Origin of the sequence: Microbulbifer flavimaris (genome assembly GCF_001641755.2) — a bacterium.
In the GTDB taxonomy this organism is placed as follows: domain Bacteria; phylum Pseudomonadota; class Gammaproteobacteria; order Pseudomonadales; family Cellvibrionaceae; genus Microbulbifer; species Microbulbifer flavimaris.
The window spans coordinates 103,662-119,609 of sequence record NZ_LRFG02000004.1 but is presented as its reverse complement, the minus strand read 5'-3'; the positions used below and the strand labels follow the sequence as shown (position 1 = coordinate 119,609).

Annotated in this window: 15 protein-coding genes; 2 read left to right on the top strand and 13 right to left on the bottom strand. The window is 61.8% G+C overall.

Features of this window, described 5'->3' with window-relative positions:
- Positions 1–40 precede the first annotated feature (40 nt).
- Positions 41–1,033 (top strand): zinc transporter ZntB, encoded by a 993-nt coding sequence (gene zntB / locus AWR36_RS11950; protein ID WP_067085238.1) that lies wholly within the window; start codon positions 41–43, stop codon positions 1,031–1,033.
- Positions 1,034–1,053: 20 nt separating this feature from the next.
- Here zntB and AWR36_RS11945 read toward each other — a convergent pair whose 3' ends face one another.
- The 10 genes from AWR36_RS11945 to dksA form a co-directional block, all read right to left on the bottom strand.
- Positions 1,054–1,848, bottom strand: coding sequence for an acyl-CoA thioesterase (locus AWR36_RS11945; RefSeq protein ID WP_067085236.1), 795 nt, complete (start codon positions 1,846–1,848; stop codon positions 1,054–1,056).
- Positions 1,849–1,878: 30 nt separating this feature from the next.
- A complete protein-coding gene (gene panB / locus AWR36_RS11940) occupies positions 1,879–2,694 on the bottom strand; it encodes a 3-methyl-2-oxobutanoate hydroxymethyltransferase (RefSeq protein WP_067085234.1) in 816 nt (271 codons plus the stop codon).
- Positions 2,695–2,699: 5 nt separating this feature from the next.
- Positions 2,700–3,386 (bottom strand): deoxynucleoside kinase, encoded by a 687-nt coding sequence (locus AWR36_RS11935; RefSeq protein ID WP_067085232.1) that lies wholly within the window; start codon positions 3,384–3,386, stop codon positions 2,700–2,702.
- A 100-nt stretch (positions 3,387–3,486) separates the two neighbouring features.
- The gene (gene folK, locus AWR36_RS11930; protein ID WP_082679595.1) at positions 3,487–3,966 is read right to left on the bottom strand and encodes a 2-amino-4-hydroxy-6-hydroxymethyldihydropteridine diphosphokinase; all 480 of its coding nucleotides are present in this window, start codon (positions 3,964–3,966) and stop codon (positions 3,487–3,489) included.
- A gap of 8 nt (positions 3,967–3,974) precedes the next feature.
- A complete protein-coding gene (gene pcnB, locus AWR36_RS11925; protein ID WP_067085228.1) occupies positions 3,975–5,321 on the bottom strand; it encodes a polynucleotide adenylyltransferase PcnB in 1,347 nt (448 codons plus the stop codon).
- A gap of 809 nt (positions 5,322–6,130) precedes the next feature.
- Entirely contained in the window at positions 6,131–7,519 is a 1,389-nt protein-coding gene (locus tag AWR36_RS11920; RefSeq protein WP_067085226.1) for a sigma-54-dependent transcriptional regulator, read from the bottom strand.
- Positions 7,520–7,675: 156 nt separating this feature from the next.
- The gene (locus AWR36_RS11915) at positions 7,676–10,630 is read right to left on the bottom strand and encodes an ATP-binding protein (protein WP_067085224.1); all 2,955 of its coding nucleotides are present in this window, start codon (positions 10,628–10,630) and stop codon (positions 7,676–7,678) included.
- The gene (locus AWR36_RS16240; protein WP_176491138.1) at positions 10,620–10,796 is read right to left on the bottom strand and encodes a hypothetical protein; all 177 of its coding nucleotides are present in this window, start codon (positions 10,794–10,796) and stop codon (positions 10,620–10,622) included. The genes AWR36_RS11915 and AWR36_RS16240 overlap by 11 nt, the downstream gene beginning before the upstream one ends.
- Before the next feature lie 122 nt (positions 10,797–10,918).
- Positions 10,919–11,800 carry a tRNA glutamyl-Q(34) synthetase GluQRS gene (gene gluQRS / locus AWR36_RS11910; RefSeq protein WP_067085222.1) on the bottom strand — a complete coding sequence of 294 codons (882 nt, stop codon included), beginning with the start codon at positions 11,798–11,800 and terminating at the stop codon, positions 10,919–10,921.
- A gap of 151 nt (positions 11,801–11,951) precedes the next feature.
- Positions 11,952–12,389 (bottom strand): RNA polymerase-binding protein DksA, encoded by a 438-nt coding sequence (gene dksA, locus AWR36_RS11905; RefSeq protein ID WP_067085220.1) that lies wholly within the window; start codon positions 12,387–12,389, stop codon positions 11,952–11,954.
- Positions 12,390–12,677: 288 nt separating this feature from the next.
- Here dksA and sfsA point away from each other — a divergent pair, with 288 nt between their 5' ends.
- Positions 12,678–13,385: a DNA/RNA nuclease SfsA gene (sfsA, locus tag AWR36_RS11900; RefSeq protein ID WP_067085218.1), complete on the top strand. Its 708-nt coding sequence runs from the start codon at positions 12,678–12,680 to the stop codon at positions 13,383–13,385.
- A gap of 18 nt (positions 13,386–13,403) precedes the next feature.
- On the opposite strand, the gene AWR36_RS11895 is transcribed toward sfsA, so the two are convergent.
- From AWR36_RS11895 to htpX, 3 genes are all read right to left on the bottom strand, one after another.
- The gene (locus AWR36_RS11895; protein ID WP_067085216.1) at positions 13,404–13,748 is read right to left on the bottom strand and encodes a Rieske (2Fe-2S) protein; all 345 of its coding nucleotides are present in this window, start codon (positions 13,746–13,748) and stop codon (positions 13,404–13,406) included.
- Positions 13,749–13,803: 55 nt separating this feature from the next.
- Entirely contained in the window at positions 13,804–14,877 is a 1,074-nt protein-coding gene (locus tag AWR36_RS11890; protein WP_067085214.1) for a S1C family serine protease, read from the bottom strand.
- Positions 14,878–14,987: 110 nt separating this feature from the next.
- A complete protein-coding gene (gene htpX / locus AWR36_RS11885) occupies positions 14,988–15,872 on the bottom strand; it encodes a protease HtpX (RefSeq protein WP_067085211.1) in 885 nt (294 codons plus the stop codon).
- Positions 15,873–15,948 lie beyond the last annotated feature (76 nt).

The window sequence follows — 15,948 nt, the reverse complement described above, 5'->3', positions numbered from 1 at the left end:
GCGCGAGATAGCTTCCCGATTTCAACCACAGGAGAGCAGGATGCCCGGACAGGATTTAGCGCCGGCGGATACCGGTTTGATCCATGCCTATCTGTTGGACAGGCAGGGCGGCGGCCGTCATCTCGACTGGGAAGAGGTCGCGCACTGGGATCCCACTCAGGGTGCCCTGTGGCTACATTTTGATTACACCAGTGAACCCGTTCGGCATTGGCTGGGCAAGGAGGCGGATGTCGATCCGCTGGTTGCGGAAGCGCTGCTGACGGAAGAGACCCGCCCACGTACTCTACCGGTGGGGGACGGACTGCTGATCGCGCTGCGCGGCGTCAACCTGAATCCACAGTCCCAGCCTGAGGATATGGTTTCCGTTCGCCTGTGGGTCGAGGAGCATCGCATCATCAGCACCCGCAAGCGGCGCCTGTTGTCGGTCGGGGACCTGCTGGGATCGCTGGAAGCGGGTCGCGGACCGCAGGGCACCGCGGAGCTACTGGTCGCCCTGACCGACTTGCTGGTATGGCGCATGAGTGACACGGTCGATAGATTCGAAAGCGATATCGATGAACTGGAGGACCGTGTGCTCGAGACCGGCGGCGGCAGCCTGCGTTCGGAGCTGGCCCAGCTGCGCAAGCAGACCATTACCCTGCGTCGCTACCTGGCGCCGCAGCGGGAAGCACTATCGCGGCTGCTGGTGGAAAAGGTCGCCTGGTTCGATGAGGCTAGCCGTATTCGCCTGCGCGAGGTGAGTGACCGCTTGCAGCGGCATATCGAGGATATCGACGCGGTGCGGGAGAGGGCGGCGGTGACCCAGGAGGAGCTGCTGAGCCGCAATTCCGAGCAGCTCAACAGCCGCATGTACGTGCTCTCGGTCGTGGCCGCTATTTTCCTGCCGCTGGGTTTTCTTACCGGTCTTCTGGGCATCAATGTTGGCGGGATACCGGGCGCAGACAATCCCGACGCTTTTTTCTGGTTCACCGGCCTGCTTCTGGTTGCGGTTGCGCTGCAGGTGCTGGTGTTTCGCTGGCGTAAGTGGCTCTGAGCTTTTTGTCCTGAGCGCGATCAGCCGAATACGGTCACTGTTTGCCGGGTAAAGGCACAGAGGCGGCCGCTGCTGTCCCAGAGCTTTGCCCCGATCACCCCGTAACCATCCGCTGCCTGTTCCACCTCGGCCAGGTATTGCCACCATTCCGTCGCCGGCTTATCGGACAGCGGCTCCATAAATTCGATGGTCCAGGTGAGCGAGCTGGCGGGCGCCGGCTGGCTCAGCATGGGCAGCAGCGCGGGAGGCCAGGCATCGATAAGTGCCAGCAGGTGGCCAATTGCCGCGGGCGCGCCGCTGGTTTCCTCATGACGGAAACGCACCCAGCCACCCAGTTCACGCACGTGGCTACCCGAGAAGGGCATGGCACCGCGGGCGAAGCGGTAGTCGAAGTGACGGGTAAACTCCGGAACCAGGCCGGGGATATCCGGCAGGGCAGGGCACTGGTCCGGTGAGGGGAATTCCGGTGCCGGCGCCATTTCCGCGTGCACGGAAGATTGCCGGCCACAACCGAAGCTCGCCAGAGCAGCCAGGACCGGCTGACCATTCTGGAGAGCGCGTCCCTCCACCTGGGTCACCGATTTGCCTGCGCGTAGCACATCTGTATCGAGTTGCAGATCACCGGGCTCTGCCGGTGCTATGAATGAAAACGTGATGGAGCGCAGGCTGGCGTCGCCGGAGACCCGCCCCGACATGGGCTCGTGCAGCATGGCCGCTACCAGTCCGCCAAAGGTGGCTCGCCCCTGCGCCCAGCCCTCCGGAATGTGCACGGCACCGCCGGAGCGCCAATTGGGGAAGAGTCGATCGAATTCCATTTCTTACCTCGGGTTCAGTCGGTCTCGGGCTCAGGAAAAGGTGTGGCTGTCTTCGGGGAAAATGCCGTTTTTCACATCTGCGGCATACTTGTGCAGTGCACCGGGAATATCGCCGGCTTCGACGAGAAAGTTCTTGGAAAATTTCGGCGGTTTTTCGGTCAGGCCGAGAATATCGTTGATCACCAGCACCTGTGCGTCGGTATCGCGACCCGCGCCGATACCGATGGTGGGCATGGAGACGCTGTCGGTAATGCGCTTGGCCAGTTGCGCCGGAACGCACTCCAATACCAGCAGGTCAGCGCCCGCCTCATCCAGCTCTGCCGCATCCGTGAGGATCTGGCCGGCAGTGTCCTCGTCCCGCCCCTGTACGCGGAAACCGCCCAGTTTGTGCACAGATTGCGGTGTCAGCCCCAGGTGGGCACAGACGGGAATGCCGCGGTCGGTGAGAATCTTTACGGTCTCAGCCAGCCAGGCTCCGCCCTCGATTTTCACCATATGGGCCCCCGCCTGCATGATGCGGGTGGCGTTGGCGAGCGCCTGCTCCGGAGTGGCATAAGTCATGAAGGGCATATCCCCCATGATCAGGGATTTTTTGTTGCCGCGGGCCACCGCTTCCACGTGGTAAATCATCTGTTCCATGGTGACGGGGATGGTGCTGTCATAACCGAGCACCGTCATGCCCAGAGAGTCCCCGACCAGTACTGCCTCTACACCGGTGCGTTGTGCCATGGCTGCCATGGGCGCGTCATAAAGGGCGACGGTGATGAACTTCTCACCATCCTCCTTCATCTTGCGCAGTGTCTGTACGGTGATGGGTTTGCTGAGTTCGCTGGGGGTGTACGGCATGGCGATCAGTTTCCGGGGTTGTAGTAGTGGCGGCCACTGTTGATGGTGAGCAGGTATTCCACCAGCTGTCGGTAGTCTTGCGGGCGGTCGACGATGTCGATGTCCTCACTGTTGACGATCAACAGGGGCGCCTGGTCATAGTAGTGAAAGAAGTTGGTGTAGGCTTCATTCAGGAGCGCCAGGTAATCGTTACTGATCGACTTTTCTGCCGCGATGCCGCGGGTGCGAATACGCTCCTGCAGGACATTGAGGGGAGCCTGCAGGTAGATCACCAGATCAGGCTTGGGCGCCTGCAGGGTCAGGTGGTGATAAACCTGCTTGTAGAGAGCCAGCTCGTCCGCATCCAGCGTGACTTCTGCAAACAGCTGGTCTTTCTCGATCAGGAAGTCGGATACCCGTACCGGCTTGAACAGGTCATCCTGCCGCAGTCCCTGGATTTGCTGCGAGCGCTGCAGGAGGAAATGCATCTGCGTCGGCAGAGCGGCGCTCTTGGGGTCGCGATAAAAGCGCTCCAGGAAGGGATTGTCTTCGGGCAGTTCCAGCAGGGTGTCGTAATTGAAAGTGGCGGCGAGCTTTTTCGCAAGGGTGGTCTTGCCAACGCCAATGTTGCCCTCGACGGCAATAAAGCGGGGCAATTCCCGCTCGGTAAGGTTGAGTTCTTGTAACAGCGTTTCGTTGTGCTCTGGTGACACTGGCGGCTACTCCTTGATGTTATCGTTACCGCAGTCGGCTCCGGCTATTTCACCTCGCCGCGCCTTTTAAAAACAATTCTCTGCACCCGTCGCTGACGTTTTAACCCAGTTTTTCGAGTCGGTTGGGCGGGCAGTGCCGCAGCAGTTCCTGAATCGACTCGCCTTCGGGCAGCGTAAGCCGTGGCTCCAGCTCGGCCAACGGTAGCAGTACAAAGTTGCGCTCACCAATGCGCGGGTGTGGGACCTGCAAGCGCTGGGAGTTGATGGTCTCGCGGCCGAACAGGAGGATGTCCAGGTCAAGGGTGCGTGCGCCCCAGCGCACCGAGCGCTCCCGTCCATGCCGGGCTTCAATTGCCTGCAAATGATCCAGCAGTGCCTCTGCCTCCAGAGCGGTTTCGAGTTCGGCAACTGCATTGATGTAATCGGGTTGATCCCCCGGCCCTACCGGGGCACTTAAATAGAAACTGGAGCAGCGCAACACGCGGGTCTGCGGCAAAGCGGCCATGGCCTCGAGGGCGTTACTGAGCTGCTGCTCTGGATTGTCCAGGTTGCTGCCGAGGCCGATATACACTCCGCCGATCACTGTCGCTACTCCGGCTTCGGGCGACGGCGCCGGCCACCGCGGGAGCCGCGACCACGCCGGCCACCACCACTGCGCTGGACCTTCCGCACCAGTTCCGCACGGCCCTCTTCGTCCGCTTCCTGGAAGTCGGTCCACCACTGGCCCAGCCCCGGCTCCAGCTCGCCGCAGGCTTCACGCAGCAGCAGGAAGTCATAGGCGGCGCGGAAACGCGGGTGCTCGCTCAGGCGTTGCGCCCGGCTGCCGTTGCGCTGTGGCAACCGCAGCTGCAGCTCCCAGATTTCCCGCATGGGGATCGAGAAACGCTTGGGGATCGCTGTGTGGGCCAGCTGGGAACTCACACCCTTCTGGGCAGCCTGGGCCAGCGCTGGCACTGGCGGTGTGCCCTTGCCCTGCAGCTTCTGTTGCTCGGCGCGGACGGCGGGCCACAGCAGGGCTGCGTAGAGGAAGGCGGGGGTGACGCGTTTGTCCTCGCGGATGCGCAGATCGGTATTGCGTAGCGCCAGCCGGGTCAGCTCGAGTGCGGTCGGGTCTTTGAGGGCTGCGGCATTGTCCGGAAACAGGTGTTCCCACAGCCGGTACTGGCGCAGCAGCTCGAAAGTCCGCTCCCCGTGGCCGGCCATGAGCAGCTTGAGTATTTCGTCGAACAGGCGCGCCGGTGCAATGTTGCGCAGCAGCGGCGCCAGCTCCTGAAGCGGTGCGGCGGTGCGCTCCTCAATTTCGAAGTCCAGCTTGGCGGCAAAACGGACGGCGCGCAGCATGCGAACCGGGTCTTCCTTATAGCGGGTGGCGGGGTCGCCGATCATGCGGATCAGGCGGTCGTGGATATCCTTTACCCCACCGGTATAGTCGTGGACCTCAAAACCCTTGATGGTGTAGTAGAGGGCGTTGACGGTGAAGTCGCGGCGAGCGGCATCGCTGGCCAGGTCGCCATAGACGTTATCCCGCAGCAGCATGCCGTGTTCCGACTGCTGGGCCTCGTGCTCCTCACCCTCGCTGTGGTGACCGCGGAAAGTGGTGACCTCAATGATCTCGCGACCAATGCGGGCATGGAGGATGCGGAAGCGGCGGCCGACGATGCGTGCACCGCGGAATAGCTTTTTGGCCTCTTCCGGTGTGGCGTCTGTCGCAACGTCAAAATCCTTCGGGTGCCCGCCGAGCATCAGGTCGCGGACACCGCCACCAACTATATAGGCCTGGAAGCCCGCATCCTGAAGCCGCTTCATCACCGTGAGCGCGGCCCGGCTGATTTCTTTGCGGGAAATATTGTGGTCACCGCGCGGCACGATCCGGGGACCGCTCGGTTCTGCCGGCTTGCGCCAGCGTTTGATAGTACTGATCAGGGAGTTGAGCATACGGCTGTCTGTCTTGACTGCTGCCAGCGCGATGTGGCGTAGAGGTCCCAATGAGGGCGGATTCTACCACAGCTGTGGACAGAGTCAGATTTTGACAGCAGTTGCGAGGTCCCGATAGGGAAGAAAGAAGGAAGGGAGGGAATTATTCTTATTTGGATGAAGGCAGCGGCTTCCTTGCGCTCTCAATTTGCTTCTAGCAAACACCCTCTCCCAGGTACAAAACAGTCAGTTTGTAACGCGCTTGTTATTCTTGTTCTCTTCTTGCTCTTATTGTTATTTTTTATTGTTATTGTTCTTCTCGGCTTGGTCCCTGTTTGCTTTTATTTACGACCGCGCCGTCATTTTTATTCTTATTGTGTGTCGCCCGCTTATTGTTGAATGTTATTAGGGCGCAGGTTGCCATTTATTTTTATTCTTGGCTGTTCTTGTTGTTTGCACTAGAGATAAAGCACTAAGCGTGCCAACTTTTAAAAACCCCTTAAAATCAATAGGTTAGAATTTTAAAGAATTGTAAGGCGCCAAATAACAAGTCTCTGGCGTTACGGATAGCGCGTCAGTTGTTACTCGTGGTGAGACCCGGGTAACACTTTGGGTACCCCTCAAGTGGGGCTGCCAATCACAGGTGCTAGGAGTAAAGTCAGTTTGGGCGTGTGGGGCATGGTGCCGTCATCCAAGCCGCAGGCGGCGGCAATAGGCGGTGACAGGAGTTGTGGTGACCGTAGCCACGGTGACCGTAGTCGTGGGAAGAGCCGGAGGTTGCCACCGGCAGGGACTGCCGATGGCCTCTGGGCTGGAGTCGGAGTGGCGGATCAGGCCTCGGCGGCGGTGCGACTCTTTTTCTTGCGTGGAATGCCCAGTTTCTGGCGACGCTCCCACAGACACTTGCGGCTGACACCCAGTTTCTTGGCCAGCTCGGTTTCGCTCATGGTGTCCTGGTGTTCCAGAACAAAGCGGGCGAAGTAGTCCTCCAGGGAGAGGTCTTCGCGGGGATCGGTGTGCAGGCTGCGCGGGCGGCGCTCGGGGTCCGCCTCGTCTACCGGTACCAGGTCCAGGTCGATATCCAGAGTGCGGTGATCGATTTCGGTGCAGTCGTCTTCGGTGAGAATGACGGAGCGCTGGATGGCATTTTCCAGTTCGCGCACGTTACCTGGCCAGGTGTAGGTGGTCACTGCCTGGATGGCTTCCGGCGACAGTTTCAGCGTTGGGCGTTCGACGCGGGCGCAGAACTTTTCCAGCAGGTGCTCGGCGATGGAAAGGACGTCCTTGCCGCGTTCGCGCAATGGCGGCAGGGTCATCTGCACCACATTGATGCGGTAATAAAGGTCTTCACGGAACTTATGCTCGCTGGCCAGCTGGCGCAGGTTGCGATGGGTCGCCGCCACCAGGCGCACATCCACCTTGCGGGATTCCACTGCACCAATGGGGCGCACTTCGCCCTCCTGCAGCACCCGCAGCAGCCGGGCCTGCGCCTCCAGCGGCAATTCGCCGATTTCGTCGAGGAACAGGGTGCCGCCATCGGCGGCGGCCACCAGGCCTTCCCGGGCGGTCTGGGCACCGGTAAAGGCGCCTTTCTCATGGCCGAAAAGCTCCGCTTCGATCAGCGTCTCCGGGATGGCAGCGCAGTTGACCGAAATCAGGGGTTTGCCGGCGCGCCGGCTCTGCTCGTGAATGGCCCGGGCAACAAGCTCCTTACCGGTACCGGTTTCACCATGGACCAGTACGGTGGCATCCGTGGGAGCCACCTTCTTGATGCGGGCATAGAGTTCCCGCATGACAGGGCTGTCACCGATCATACCGGCAATAGCGCCCCCCTGCTGACGAGCGGTGGGCGCCTGGGCGCGACTCTGTTCAGCCTTGCCGATAACACGCCGTACGGTGGCAATCATCTCGTCGTGATCAAAGGGTTTGGCGATATAGTCGGCGGCGCCCATGCGCATGGAGTCCACCGCGGAGCGCAGGCTGGCGTAACTGGTCATGATCAGCACTGGCACATCCCCTGCGAGCTTCAGCAGGTCGGTGCCGGGCGCGCCGGGCAGGCGCAGGTCGGAGATGATCAGATCCATGTCGCTGAGACGGTACTTGGTGGTCGCCTCGCGCACAGAACCAGCCTCGCTGACCCGGTAGCGGTGCCGCTCGAGGAGCTTGCGCAGCGCCGTCCGGATAATGGCTTCATCTTCGACGATCAGGATGTGGCTCATGTGTTACGCCTGGTTACAAAACACTCAATGAACGCCTAGTTTTACCTGCCGGGCGTTTCGATGCAACCCGTTTGGCGGACTGAAACCCCTGCACCGTGTCACCAGATTTCTCTGCAGGCGCCATGGGGCGGGGGCTGTCGGCAGGTCACTGGCCAGTCACAGAGGCAGCTGCACCACGAATTTGGCACCGCGACCGGTTTCCGGGTTGGCCGGACTGACCAGTTCCAGCTGGCCACCGTGCTCCTCCACGATGCTGTATACCATCGCCAGGCCCAGTCCGGTGCCCTCGCCGGGTTCCTTGGTGGTAAAGAAGGGCTCCAGGATCCGCTCCCGGTGCTGCGGCGAGATGCCGGGGCCATCGTCGATGACGGCGACGCAGGCGCAGCCTGCAAACCGGTAGCCATCAATCTGGATGTTGCCGCCGTCGGGGCTGGCATCGCGGGCGTTGCTGAGCAGGTTGATAAACACCTGGATCAGGCGCTGGTTGTCCCCCGGGGCGATCAGGTCCTCAGGCACCGCATTGGTGAAGGTGACCTGGGTCTTGTCCCGCTGCAGCGAGAGCAATTGCACCGCTTCCTCGACACAGGAGTAGAGATCGACCGGGGCGCGCTCGCTCTCCTGGCTGCCGCTGTGGGAGAAGTTCACCAGCGAATGCACGATGCGGCTGATGCGCTGGGTCTGGCTGAGGATCTGGTCCGCCGTTTCTCGCACTTCCTCTGGTTCGGATTCAAAGTGCAGGTTCTGCGCCAGGCAGGCGATGCCGGTGACCGGATTGCCTACCTCGTGGGCGACACCGGCGGCCAGTCGACCCACCGAGGCGAGGCGCTCGCTGTGCATGAGCTCCTGCTCCAGGATCTGGGTTTCGGTGATGTCCTCAATCAGCAGCATCTGGCCGTCGCCGCGTTCGCCCCGATTGCGGCCGCCGCGGGTGCTCTTCATGCGGGTCTTGTGCAGGTTGAGCCAGTGGCTGTTGCCTTCGAGGTTTACTTGACGCTTGAACAGGCTGTCTTCCATTGAGCCGGCAAACTCCGTCAACAATCCACGCCAGGGTTCCGCCAGGTAGTCCAGCTTCGAGCCGATGACCTCACTGCCGGCGACACCGGTGAGATCCTGCATGGCGTAATTCCACAGCAGAATCTCGCCATCGCGGCCCAGTGAGCAGGCAGCCATGGGCAGTTCTTCCAGCATCTGCCGGTGGTAGAGGCGCAGGTTGTTGAGTTCCGCCGCCAGGCCGGTGAGCTGGTTTTTGTACCGGCTGAGACGCGACTCGATCAGGTGGATATCCTTGTGTGCCGGCTGGCCGCTGTCCTTGAAGGGGAAGTGGCGGTCGATGATCTGGCCTGCCAGCACCCGTCCCAGCAGGCCCGAGAGGTTGGCCTCCAGCTTGTCCCGCAGCTGGCGCAGTGCCAGCGGGCGCCGCTCGTCCGCCGGCAGGCTGAGCTGGCGCAGGGCGCGGTTCACTTCCTGGCTGGCGGTGGTGGCGCCGAGGCTTTCCGCGAGGCGCAGGCGAAAATCCGCAGCGGAAGTCACATCCAGCTGCAGGCGCAAGGCCTGGCTGAGGCTGTCGTCACTGCAGAGATCAGCTGCGTATTGTTCCAGGCTGCTGGTTTCCGTGGTCAGTGAGATACCTACAAACAGCAGGACATTGACGGCTAGCGAGAGCGTGGTGATCTGGGTCCAGATGGCCATGCCCAGCGGAATCTGGATTTCCGTGCCCGGCAGTGTGAATCCGCTCAAGCCGAGGATCGACGGCAGCAGTAGACCGCAGGCCCAGATCACCATGCCCGCGACCAGGCCGGCAATGAACCCGCGCCGGTTGCCCGGTGGCCAGTGAATGACCGCGAAAATTCCCGGCAGAAACTGCAGTGAGGCGATAAAGGCCAGCAGAGCCAGGTCGGACAGGGACAGGCGGTTGTTCAGCAACAGGTAGAAGGCGAATCCGGCCAAGAACAGCGCTGCTACCAGAGCGCGGCGCAGCCACACCAGCTGCCGGTACATGTTGTCCTCTGAATGCCAGCGGGTGCCGGGCAGCAACCAGTGGTTCATCACCATGGTGGACAGCGCCAGGGTCATCATGATCAGTGCCCCCGTGGCGGCGGACAGGCCGCCCACAAAGGCGATCGTGGTCAGCAGGGCGGAGCCGCTGGCGCGGGGCACGGCCAGGGCAAAGTATTGCACCGGCTCGGCCACATCCAGTGCGAAGCCAGCCCACATGATGGGGAAGATGGGCAGAGCCATCAGCAGCAGGAACAGTGGAAAGCCCCAGCTGGCCACCCGCAGGTTTTTGGATGCCGGCTGCTCGGCGATGCTCAGATAGAAGATGTGTGGCATGGCCACCGCCGTGGCGATAAACACCAGCAGCAGGGTGTGGGAGGAACCCTGCTGGATGGGGGCGTACAGCAGTTGCTGCATGTCGGGGTTTTCCCGCAGCCACTGATCGAGTCCCCCGAAGCCGTCAAACACCCCGTAAATGGCGTAGCCGCCGACCGCCAGCAGAGCCACCAGTTTGACCAGGGATTCCAGGGCCATTGCGCTGGCCAGACCGGCCCGGCGCTTGCGGGTGGCGCCGTACATGCTGGTGAACAGCGCAAGCAGCACGCAGTAGAAGAAGGCGATCAGGTTTTTGCTGTTGATGCCCGCCTCGGGCAGTCCCAGTGCCGCCACACTGTCCCGGGACAGCAACGCCAGTGTCTCCGCAACCGCCTGAATCTGCAGGGCGATCAGGGGTAACAGGCCCAGCAGCATGAACAGTGTGGCCAGGGTGCCCGCCTGACGGCTGTGGTAGCGGAACACCAGCAGGTCCGCCGGTGAGGTCAGCTGGTAACGCTGCGCCAGCCTCGCCAGGGGTTCCAGTGCCACCGGGGCAAACAGGAACATGGCCCCGGTGCCCAGGTAGTAGGCGAGGACGCCGTAACCGTATTGCCAGGCCAGGTCGACGATGCCGTAAAAGGTCCATGCCGACAGGGACACACCGAGGGAGAGTACAAACACCAGCGGGTGGCGCACCCAGCGGGACGGCAGCCACCCCTTGGAGGTGGCAAAGGCGACGAAGAACAGCGCGGCAATATAAGCCACGCCGATCAGGGCGATTTGCGCGATCTCAAAGCTCATCGTTCTTCCGCCGCATCTGCACAATGACCGCCAACAGGATCAGGGCGATCCACAAGATGAAGGGCCGGTACCAGGCGCCAGCGGGATTGATCATCCAGGTAAAAACAGTGGGGGAGAATACATAGCCCACCAGTACCAGCAGAATCAGAAGGGTGCGATTGCTCATAGGGTCACTCGGGACCCGGTCGAATTTCACCGTGCACAAGCGCGATGGTGAAGCTGATCCGGGTGAAGGTCGCGCCAGGCGACAGTTGTCGCCGGCGCCGAGATGTTAACGGCCGCGCCGGGTCACTGCAATTGCCGGTCCCGGCGATCCACCTGGTGGCGCTGCCAGCGGGCAGTGGCCCAGTGCAGGATGGCGGCGGTGGATTCACCTTCGAGTTCGGAGGGCACACGAAAGCCGAGAAAGCGCAGTGCCGTGCAGAGGTTTTCCGACGGCCGGCGGTCGTCGATGGCCGGGGCGTGATTCTGTTTGCTGAGCTTTTGCCCGGCGGGACCCATGACCAGGGGCAGGTGCCCGAATAGCGGAGGCTCTGTACCGAGCAGGCGGAACAGTCGTTGCTGGGCACCAGTGGTTTCCAGCAGGTCGGCACCGCGCACAACATGGGTCACTCCCTGATCGATATCGTCCACCACCACGGCCAGTTGGTAGGCGTAGAGGCCGTCGCGACGCTTGAGAATGGTGTCTTCGTGGATCTGCTGGTGCTGCTGGCCCTGCCAGATATCGTCGAACGATTCGGTTCCACCGGCGCAGCGCAAGCGCAGGGCGTTTGGCTGCTCGGGGTTGAGTCGCTCCCGGGGGGTGTCGCGGCAGCCCTCGTTGTCATGGCCACCGCGTTTGCGAATCTGTGCCCGGGAGCACTGGCACGGATAGAGCAGGCCCTGCCCGGCGAGTGTGTCCAGGGTCTCTTCATACAGGGCGTGTCGGTGACTCTGCCATTCCAGCGGGCCATGCCAGTGCAGGCCGTGGGCCTCGAGGGATCTGATGATGCGATCAGCGGCACCTGGTTCTTCCCGTGGTGGATCCAGGTTTTCCATCCGTACCAGCCAGCGGCCGCGGTGGGCGATGGCATCGAGATAGCTACCCAGTGCACAGACGAGTGAACCAAAGTGCAGGGGGCCGGTGGGAGAGGGCGCGAATCGGCCGATGTAAGGAGTGACGTTACTCAATGGTACTGAGCGGGTCTGGTGGCGGTTTCGTTCCAGGAGCCTTCTTTATGCAGTGGGGCCCCGGCAATCGTCCCAGGAGTGGCGCCCGGCCCGGCCTTCCCTGGCCGGGCGTGAGCCCGAGTAGCGAGCGGTGCTCGCCAGACACCCGGTCTCAACCGGAAATCTGCTTTTCCTTGATTTCCGCCAGGGTCTTGCAGTCTACACACAGCGTGGCGGTGGGGCGGGCTTCCAGTCGGCGGATGCCGATTTCAACACCGCAGGCCTCGCAGTAGCCATAGTCGTCCTGGTCGATCAGCTCGAGAGTCGCATCGATTTTTTTGATCAGCTTGCGCTCGCGGTCGCGGGTGCGCAGTTCCAGGCTGAATTCCTCTTCCTGGCTGGCACGGTCTGCCGGGTCCGGGAAGTTCGCTGCCTCATCCTTCATGTGGGAAACGGTGCGGTCCACTTCCGCCATTAGCTCGGCCTTCCAGGCCAGCAGCAAGTTGCGGAAATGCTCCTGCTGCTTCTCATTCATGTACTCTTCGCCCTTCTTCTCCTTGTAGGGCTCCAAGCCGTGCAGAGATTCGGTGCTCGCAGCAGTTTTGGGCATAGTCGTTGCCTCTCTTTACTAATCGGGCCCCCGAATATGGGGCCGCTACCACCAAAATCAACGTGTGCTATTCAAACCACGTGAATCAGCACACTAGCCTAGACCGGATTTTTCCGGCGCGGTACGTTTTCTGACCGGTATCGGCGGAAAACCGCAACAGGCTCTTCCCTCCCCGGCGCCAAACCCCCTGGCGACCGAGAGCGAGGAAGCTATCAAATCTCTGCGGTTCGCGCCACAAAATGTTGTCTGGTATGTTCTGGCGCTCAAATTATCCGCAAAGGTTGCGCTGTGAAGTTTAATCCTCCACTGCAGCAGGGGACTCTGCTGCGCCGCTACAAGCGTTTTCTCGCCGATATCGAGACTGCCACTGGTGAATTATTGACCATCCACTGTCCAAACACCGGCTCCATGAAGAATTGCTGGGCAGAGTCCACGCCCTGCTGGTATTCGGATTCCGGTAATCCAAAAAGAAAATACCGCCACACCCTGGAGGTTACCACCACCCCCGAGTCGGCCCTGGCGGGTGTGAATACCGGACGCGCCAACGCACTGGTTGAAGAGGCCATCGCAAGCGGGATTATCAGCGAGCTGCAGGGTTACGAAAACGTGCGCCGGGAGGTGCGTTACGGCGAGGAAAACAGTCGCATCGACCTGTTGCTGAGTGGCGAGCCGGGCGACTGTTACGTGGAAGTCAAAAACGTGACGCTGGCTGAGGGCGCGCGGGGACTGTTCCCTGACGCCGTCAGCGCAAGAGGTTCAAAGCACCTGCGGGAATTACAGAAAATGGCCGGGAGCGGCGCGCGGGCCGTGTTGTTCTATTGCGTGCAGCACTCGGGCATCGAGACCGTCGAGGCGGCGCGGGATATTGACCCCGCCTATGCCGCGGCCCTGGACGAGGCCGTCGCCGCCGGGGTTGAGGTGCTGGCCTATCGGGCGGCGATCAGTGCCGGGGAGATCCGGCTGGAGCGGGCGCTGCCATTTCTCGGCGGCGCCTGAACCTTTCTGGCCCGGCGCTCACTCCGCCAAGAGAACGTAAAGCCCTTCTTGCGTATGTTCGATGGGGACCGGGGTCAGGGCCTCACCGGCACAGGGCCCCGCAATGCATTCACCGGACTCAATGACGAACAGGGCGCCGTGGGACGCGCACTGGATCAGGGCGCCGTCCGGGTCCAGAAACTGGTCTTCCTGCCAGTCCAGGTTGATGCCCCGGTGCGGGCAGGAGTTCTTGTAGGCGTAAATCTCACCATCTTTCATTACCGCGAACACATTGTCCGTGCCCGCTGCAGTGTCGCCGAGGGAGAAGCCCCTGGATTGCCCCTCGGTCAGTTCGTCATATCGGCAAAGAAAATATTTCTGCATAACTGCACCAGCTCTGGAATCGGTGTTACTTGGCGCCACCTGTTTCGGCGCGCATTTATTCCGGAGCGGCGAGTGTAATGGAAGTTTCCCGCGTTTGCCCATCGCGGACGTAGCTGAGGCTGACTTCATCCCCGGCGCGGTGGTTCTCCAGCGCATTGAGCAGATCGTCGTAATTGCGCACTGGCTGACGGCCGATGCCGACAATCACGTCGCCCAGCTGCCAGCCCCCATTGGGTGCGCGGTAGATGCCGCGCAGCCCGGCTTGTTCTGCCGGCATACCCGGCGCGGTTCGCAGCACCGCCACACCCTCGAACCCATAGCGGCTGGCCCACTGGTCCGGCGCGGACTCGATACCCAGTACCGGCCGCACCAGGCGGCCGTGGGCAATGAGCTCTGGCACGATCTTCTTCACGGTATCCACGGGGATGGCAAAACCAATGCCGACACTGGCGCCGCTGGGGCTGTAGATGGCGGTGTTGACGCCGATCAACCGTCCGCGGCTGTCCAGCAGCGGACCACCGGAGTTGCCGGGGTTGATGGCCGCATCCGTCTGGATCACGTTGCGAATGGTGCGGTTATTGGCCGCCTGGATCTCCCGGCCGAGGGCGCTGACCACACCGGTGGTCAGGGTGGTATCGAGGCCGAAGGGGTTGCCGATCGCCAGCACCTTGCGGCCTACCGCCAGGTCGCGGGAGGAGCCAGCGACCAGTGGTTTCAGCAGTTCAATCGGAGCGTCGATACGCAACACGGCCAGGTCTTTTTCCGGGGCCGTGCCCACCAGCAGCGCGGGCCACTCGCTGCGATCCTGCAGGGTGATAGTGACCTGACGCGCGCCCTCGATGACATGGAAGTTGGTGACAACATGGCCCTGTTCGTCCCAGATAAAACCGCTGCCGGCGCCGCGGGGCACCGATTGCACACGCAGGCTCCAGCGGTCCCGCACCAGCGTCTCATTGGTAACGTACACCACCGACGGACTGGCGAAATTGAACACCTCCATGGTGTTGCGTTCGTCGTCAGTGGAAAAGTCCGGCAGGGGGCTGGCGTCGGCTCTGGCGGATAGCGCCACGAGCAACAGGATCAGCAGCAGGGGGGAGAAAGCGAGGCGCAGGATTTTCAGTCTGTTCATGGTCGGACAGGTCAGCTTGTTAGTACGAGATGGGCCCTGGTTGCCCGATGCCAGCCTGTGAGGTCAGCGTGGGCGCACGGGCCCACGCTCACTTTTATGTCGGTCGCGAATTAGCCGCGGGGGTTCTGCAGGGCGAGGATGCGATCCTCCAGCGGCGGATGGCTGGCGAGCAGTGCACCCATGTTGCCATAGATGCCAAATGCCTTCATGTTGCTGGGCAGGGGTTCCTCGCGGCCCACTTCGGACTCCGCCTTGATTCGAGCCAGTGCGGCGGCCATGCCCTCGCGGCTGGCGAGATGGGCGCCGGCGGCGTCCGCACGAAATTCGCGTCGGCGGCTGAACCAGGCCACCACCATCATCGCCAGCACGCCGAAGATCATGTCCATGATGATGGAGGTGATGAAGTAGCCGATCCCCAGCCCCTGCTCGTTTTTCAGCAGTACCCGATCCACAAAGAAACCGACCAGGCGCGCGAAGAACATTACGAAGGTGTTGAGCACACCCTGGATCAGCGCCAGCGTGACCATGTCACCGTTGGCCACGTGGCCGATCTCGTGCCCGATGACCGCGCGGGCCTCCTCGCGGGGAAAGCGCTGCAGCAGGCCGGCGCTTACGGACACGAGCGCGCTGTTACGGTTCCAGCCTGTGGCAAAGGCGTTGGCCTGGGGCATGGGGAAGATACCCACATCCGGCATGCCGATACCGGCCTTGTCTGCCAGTTCGCGCACGGTGTCCACCAGCCACTTTTCATCCGCGTTCTGCGGTTGCGTGATCACTCGGGTGCGGGTGCTCATCCGGGCGATTGTCTTGGAAAGCAGCAGGGATATGAGGGCGCCGCCAAAACCGAAGATGGCGCACATCAGCAGTAATGCGGACATATTGAGATCGACGCCGTTGGCGGCGAGGATTCCGGGAATGCCCAGCAGGTTGAAAACAATACCAACCAGAACCAGAACGGCCAGGTTAGTCATCAGAAACAGACCAATGCGCAACATCGGCACTCTCCATTGTGTGTTCTATCAGAGAGAGTGTAGATAGGGCCGCCCGGCCCGGTTTCAAGCCCGGCGGCAA

What these genes read in the sequence shown, in the direction of transcription:
- pcnB (WP_067085228.1), bottom strand. Translation starts at nt 5,321, where the DNA reads ATGCTCAACTCCCTGATCAGTACTATCAAACGCTGGCGCAAGCCGGCA.
- zntB (WP_067085238.1), top strand. Translation starts at nt 41, where the DNA reads ATGCCCGGACAGGATTTAGCGCCGGCGGATACCGGTTTGATCCATGCC.
- panB (WP_067085234.1), bottom strand. Translation starts at nt 2,694, where the DNA reads ATGCCGTACACCCCCAGCGAACTCAGCAAACCCATCACCGTACAGACA.
- AWR36_RS11915 (WP_067085224.1), bottom strand. Translation starts at nt 10,630, where the DNA reads ATGAGCTTTGAGATCGCGCAAATCGCCCTGATCGGCGTGGCTTATATT.
- AWR36_RS11890 (WP_067085214.1), bottom strand. Translation starts at nt 14,877, where the DNA reads ATGAACAGACTGAAAATCCTGCGCCTCGCTTTCTCCCCCCTGCTGCTG.
- AWR36_RS11920 (WP_067085226.1), bottom strand. Translation starts at nt 7,519, where the DNA reads ATGAGCCACATCCTGATCGTCGAAGATGAAGCCATTATCCGGACGGCG.
- AWR36_RS11945 (WP_067085236.1), bottom strand. Translation starts at nt 1,848, where the DNA reads ATGGAATTCGATCGACTCTTCCCCAATTGGCGCTCCGGCGGTGCCGTG.
- htpX (WP_067085211.1), bottom strand. Translation starts at nt 15,872, where the DNA reads ATGTTGCGCATTGGTCTGTTTCTGATGACTAACCTGGCCGTTCTGGTT.
- AWR36_RS16240 (WP_176491138.1), bottom strand. Translation starts at nt 10,796, where the DNA reads ATGAGCAATCGCACCCTTCTGATTCTGCTGGTACTGGTGGGCTATGTA.
- dksA (WP_067085220.1), bottom strand. Translation starts at nt 12,389, where the DNA reads ATGCCCAAAACTGCTGCGAGCACCGAATCTCTGCACGGCTTGGAGCCC.
- AWR36_RS11895 (WP_067085216.1), bottom strand. Translation starts at nt 13,748, where the DNA reads ATGCAGAAATATTTTCTTTGCCGATATGACGAACTGACCGAGGGGCAA.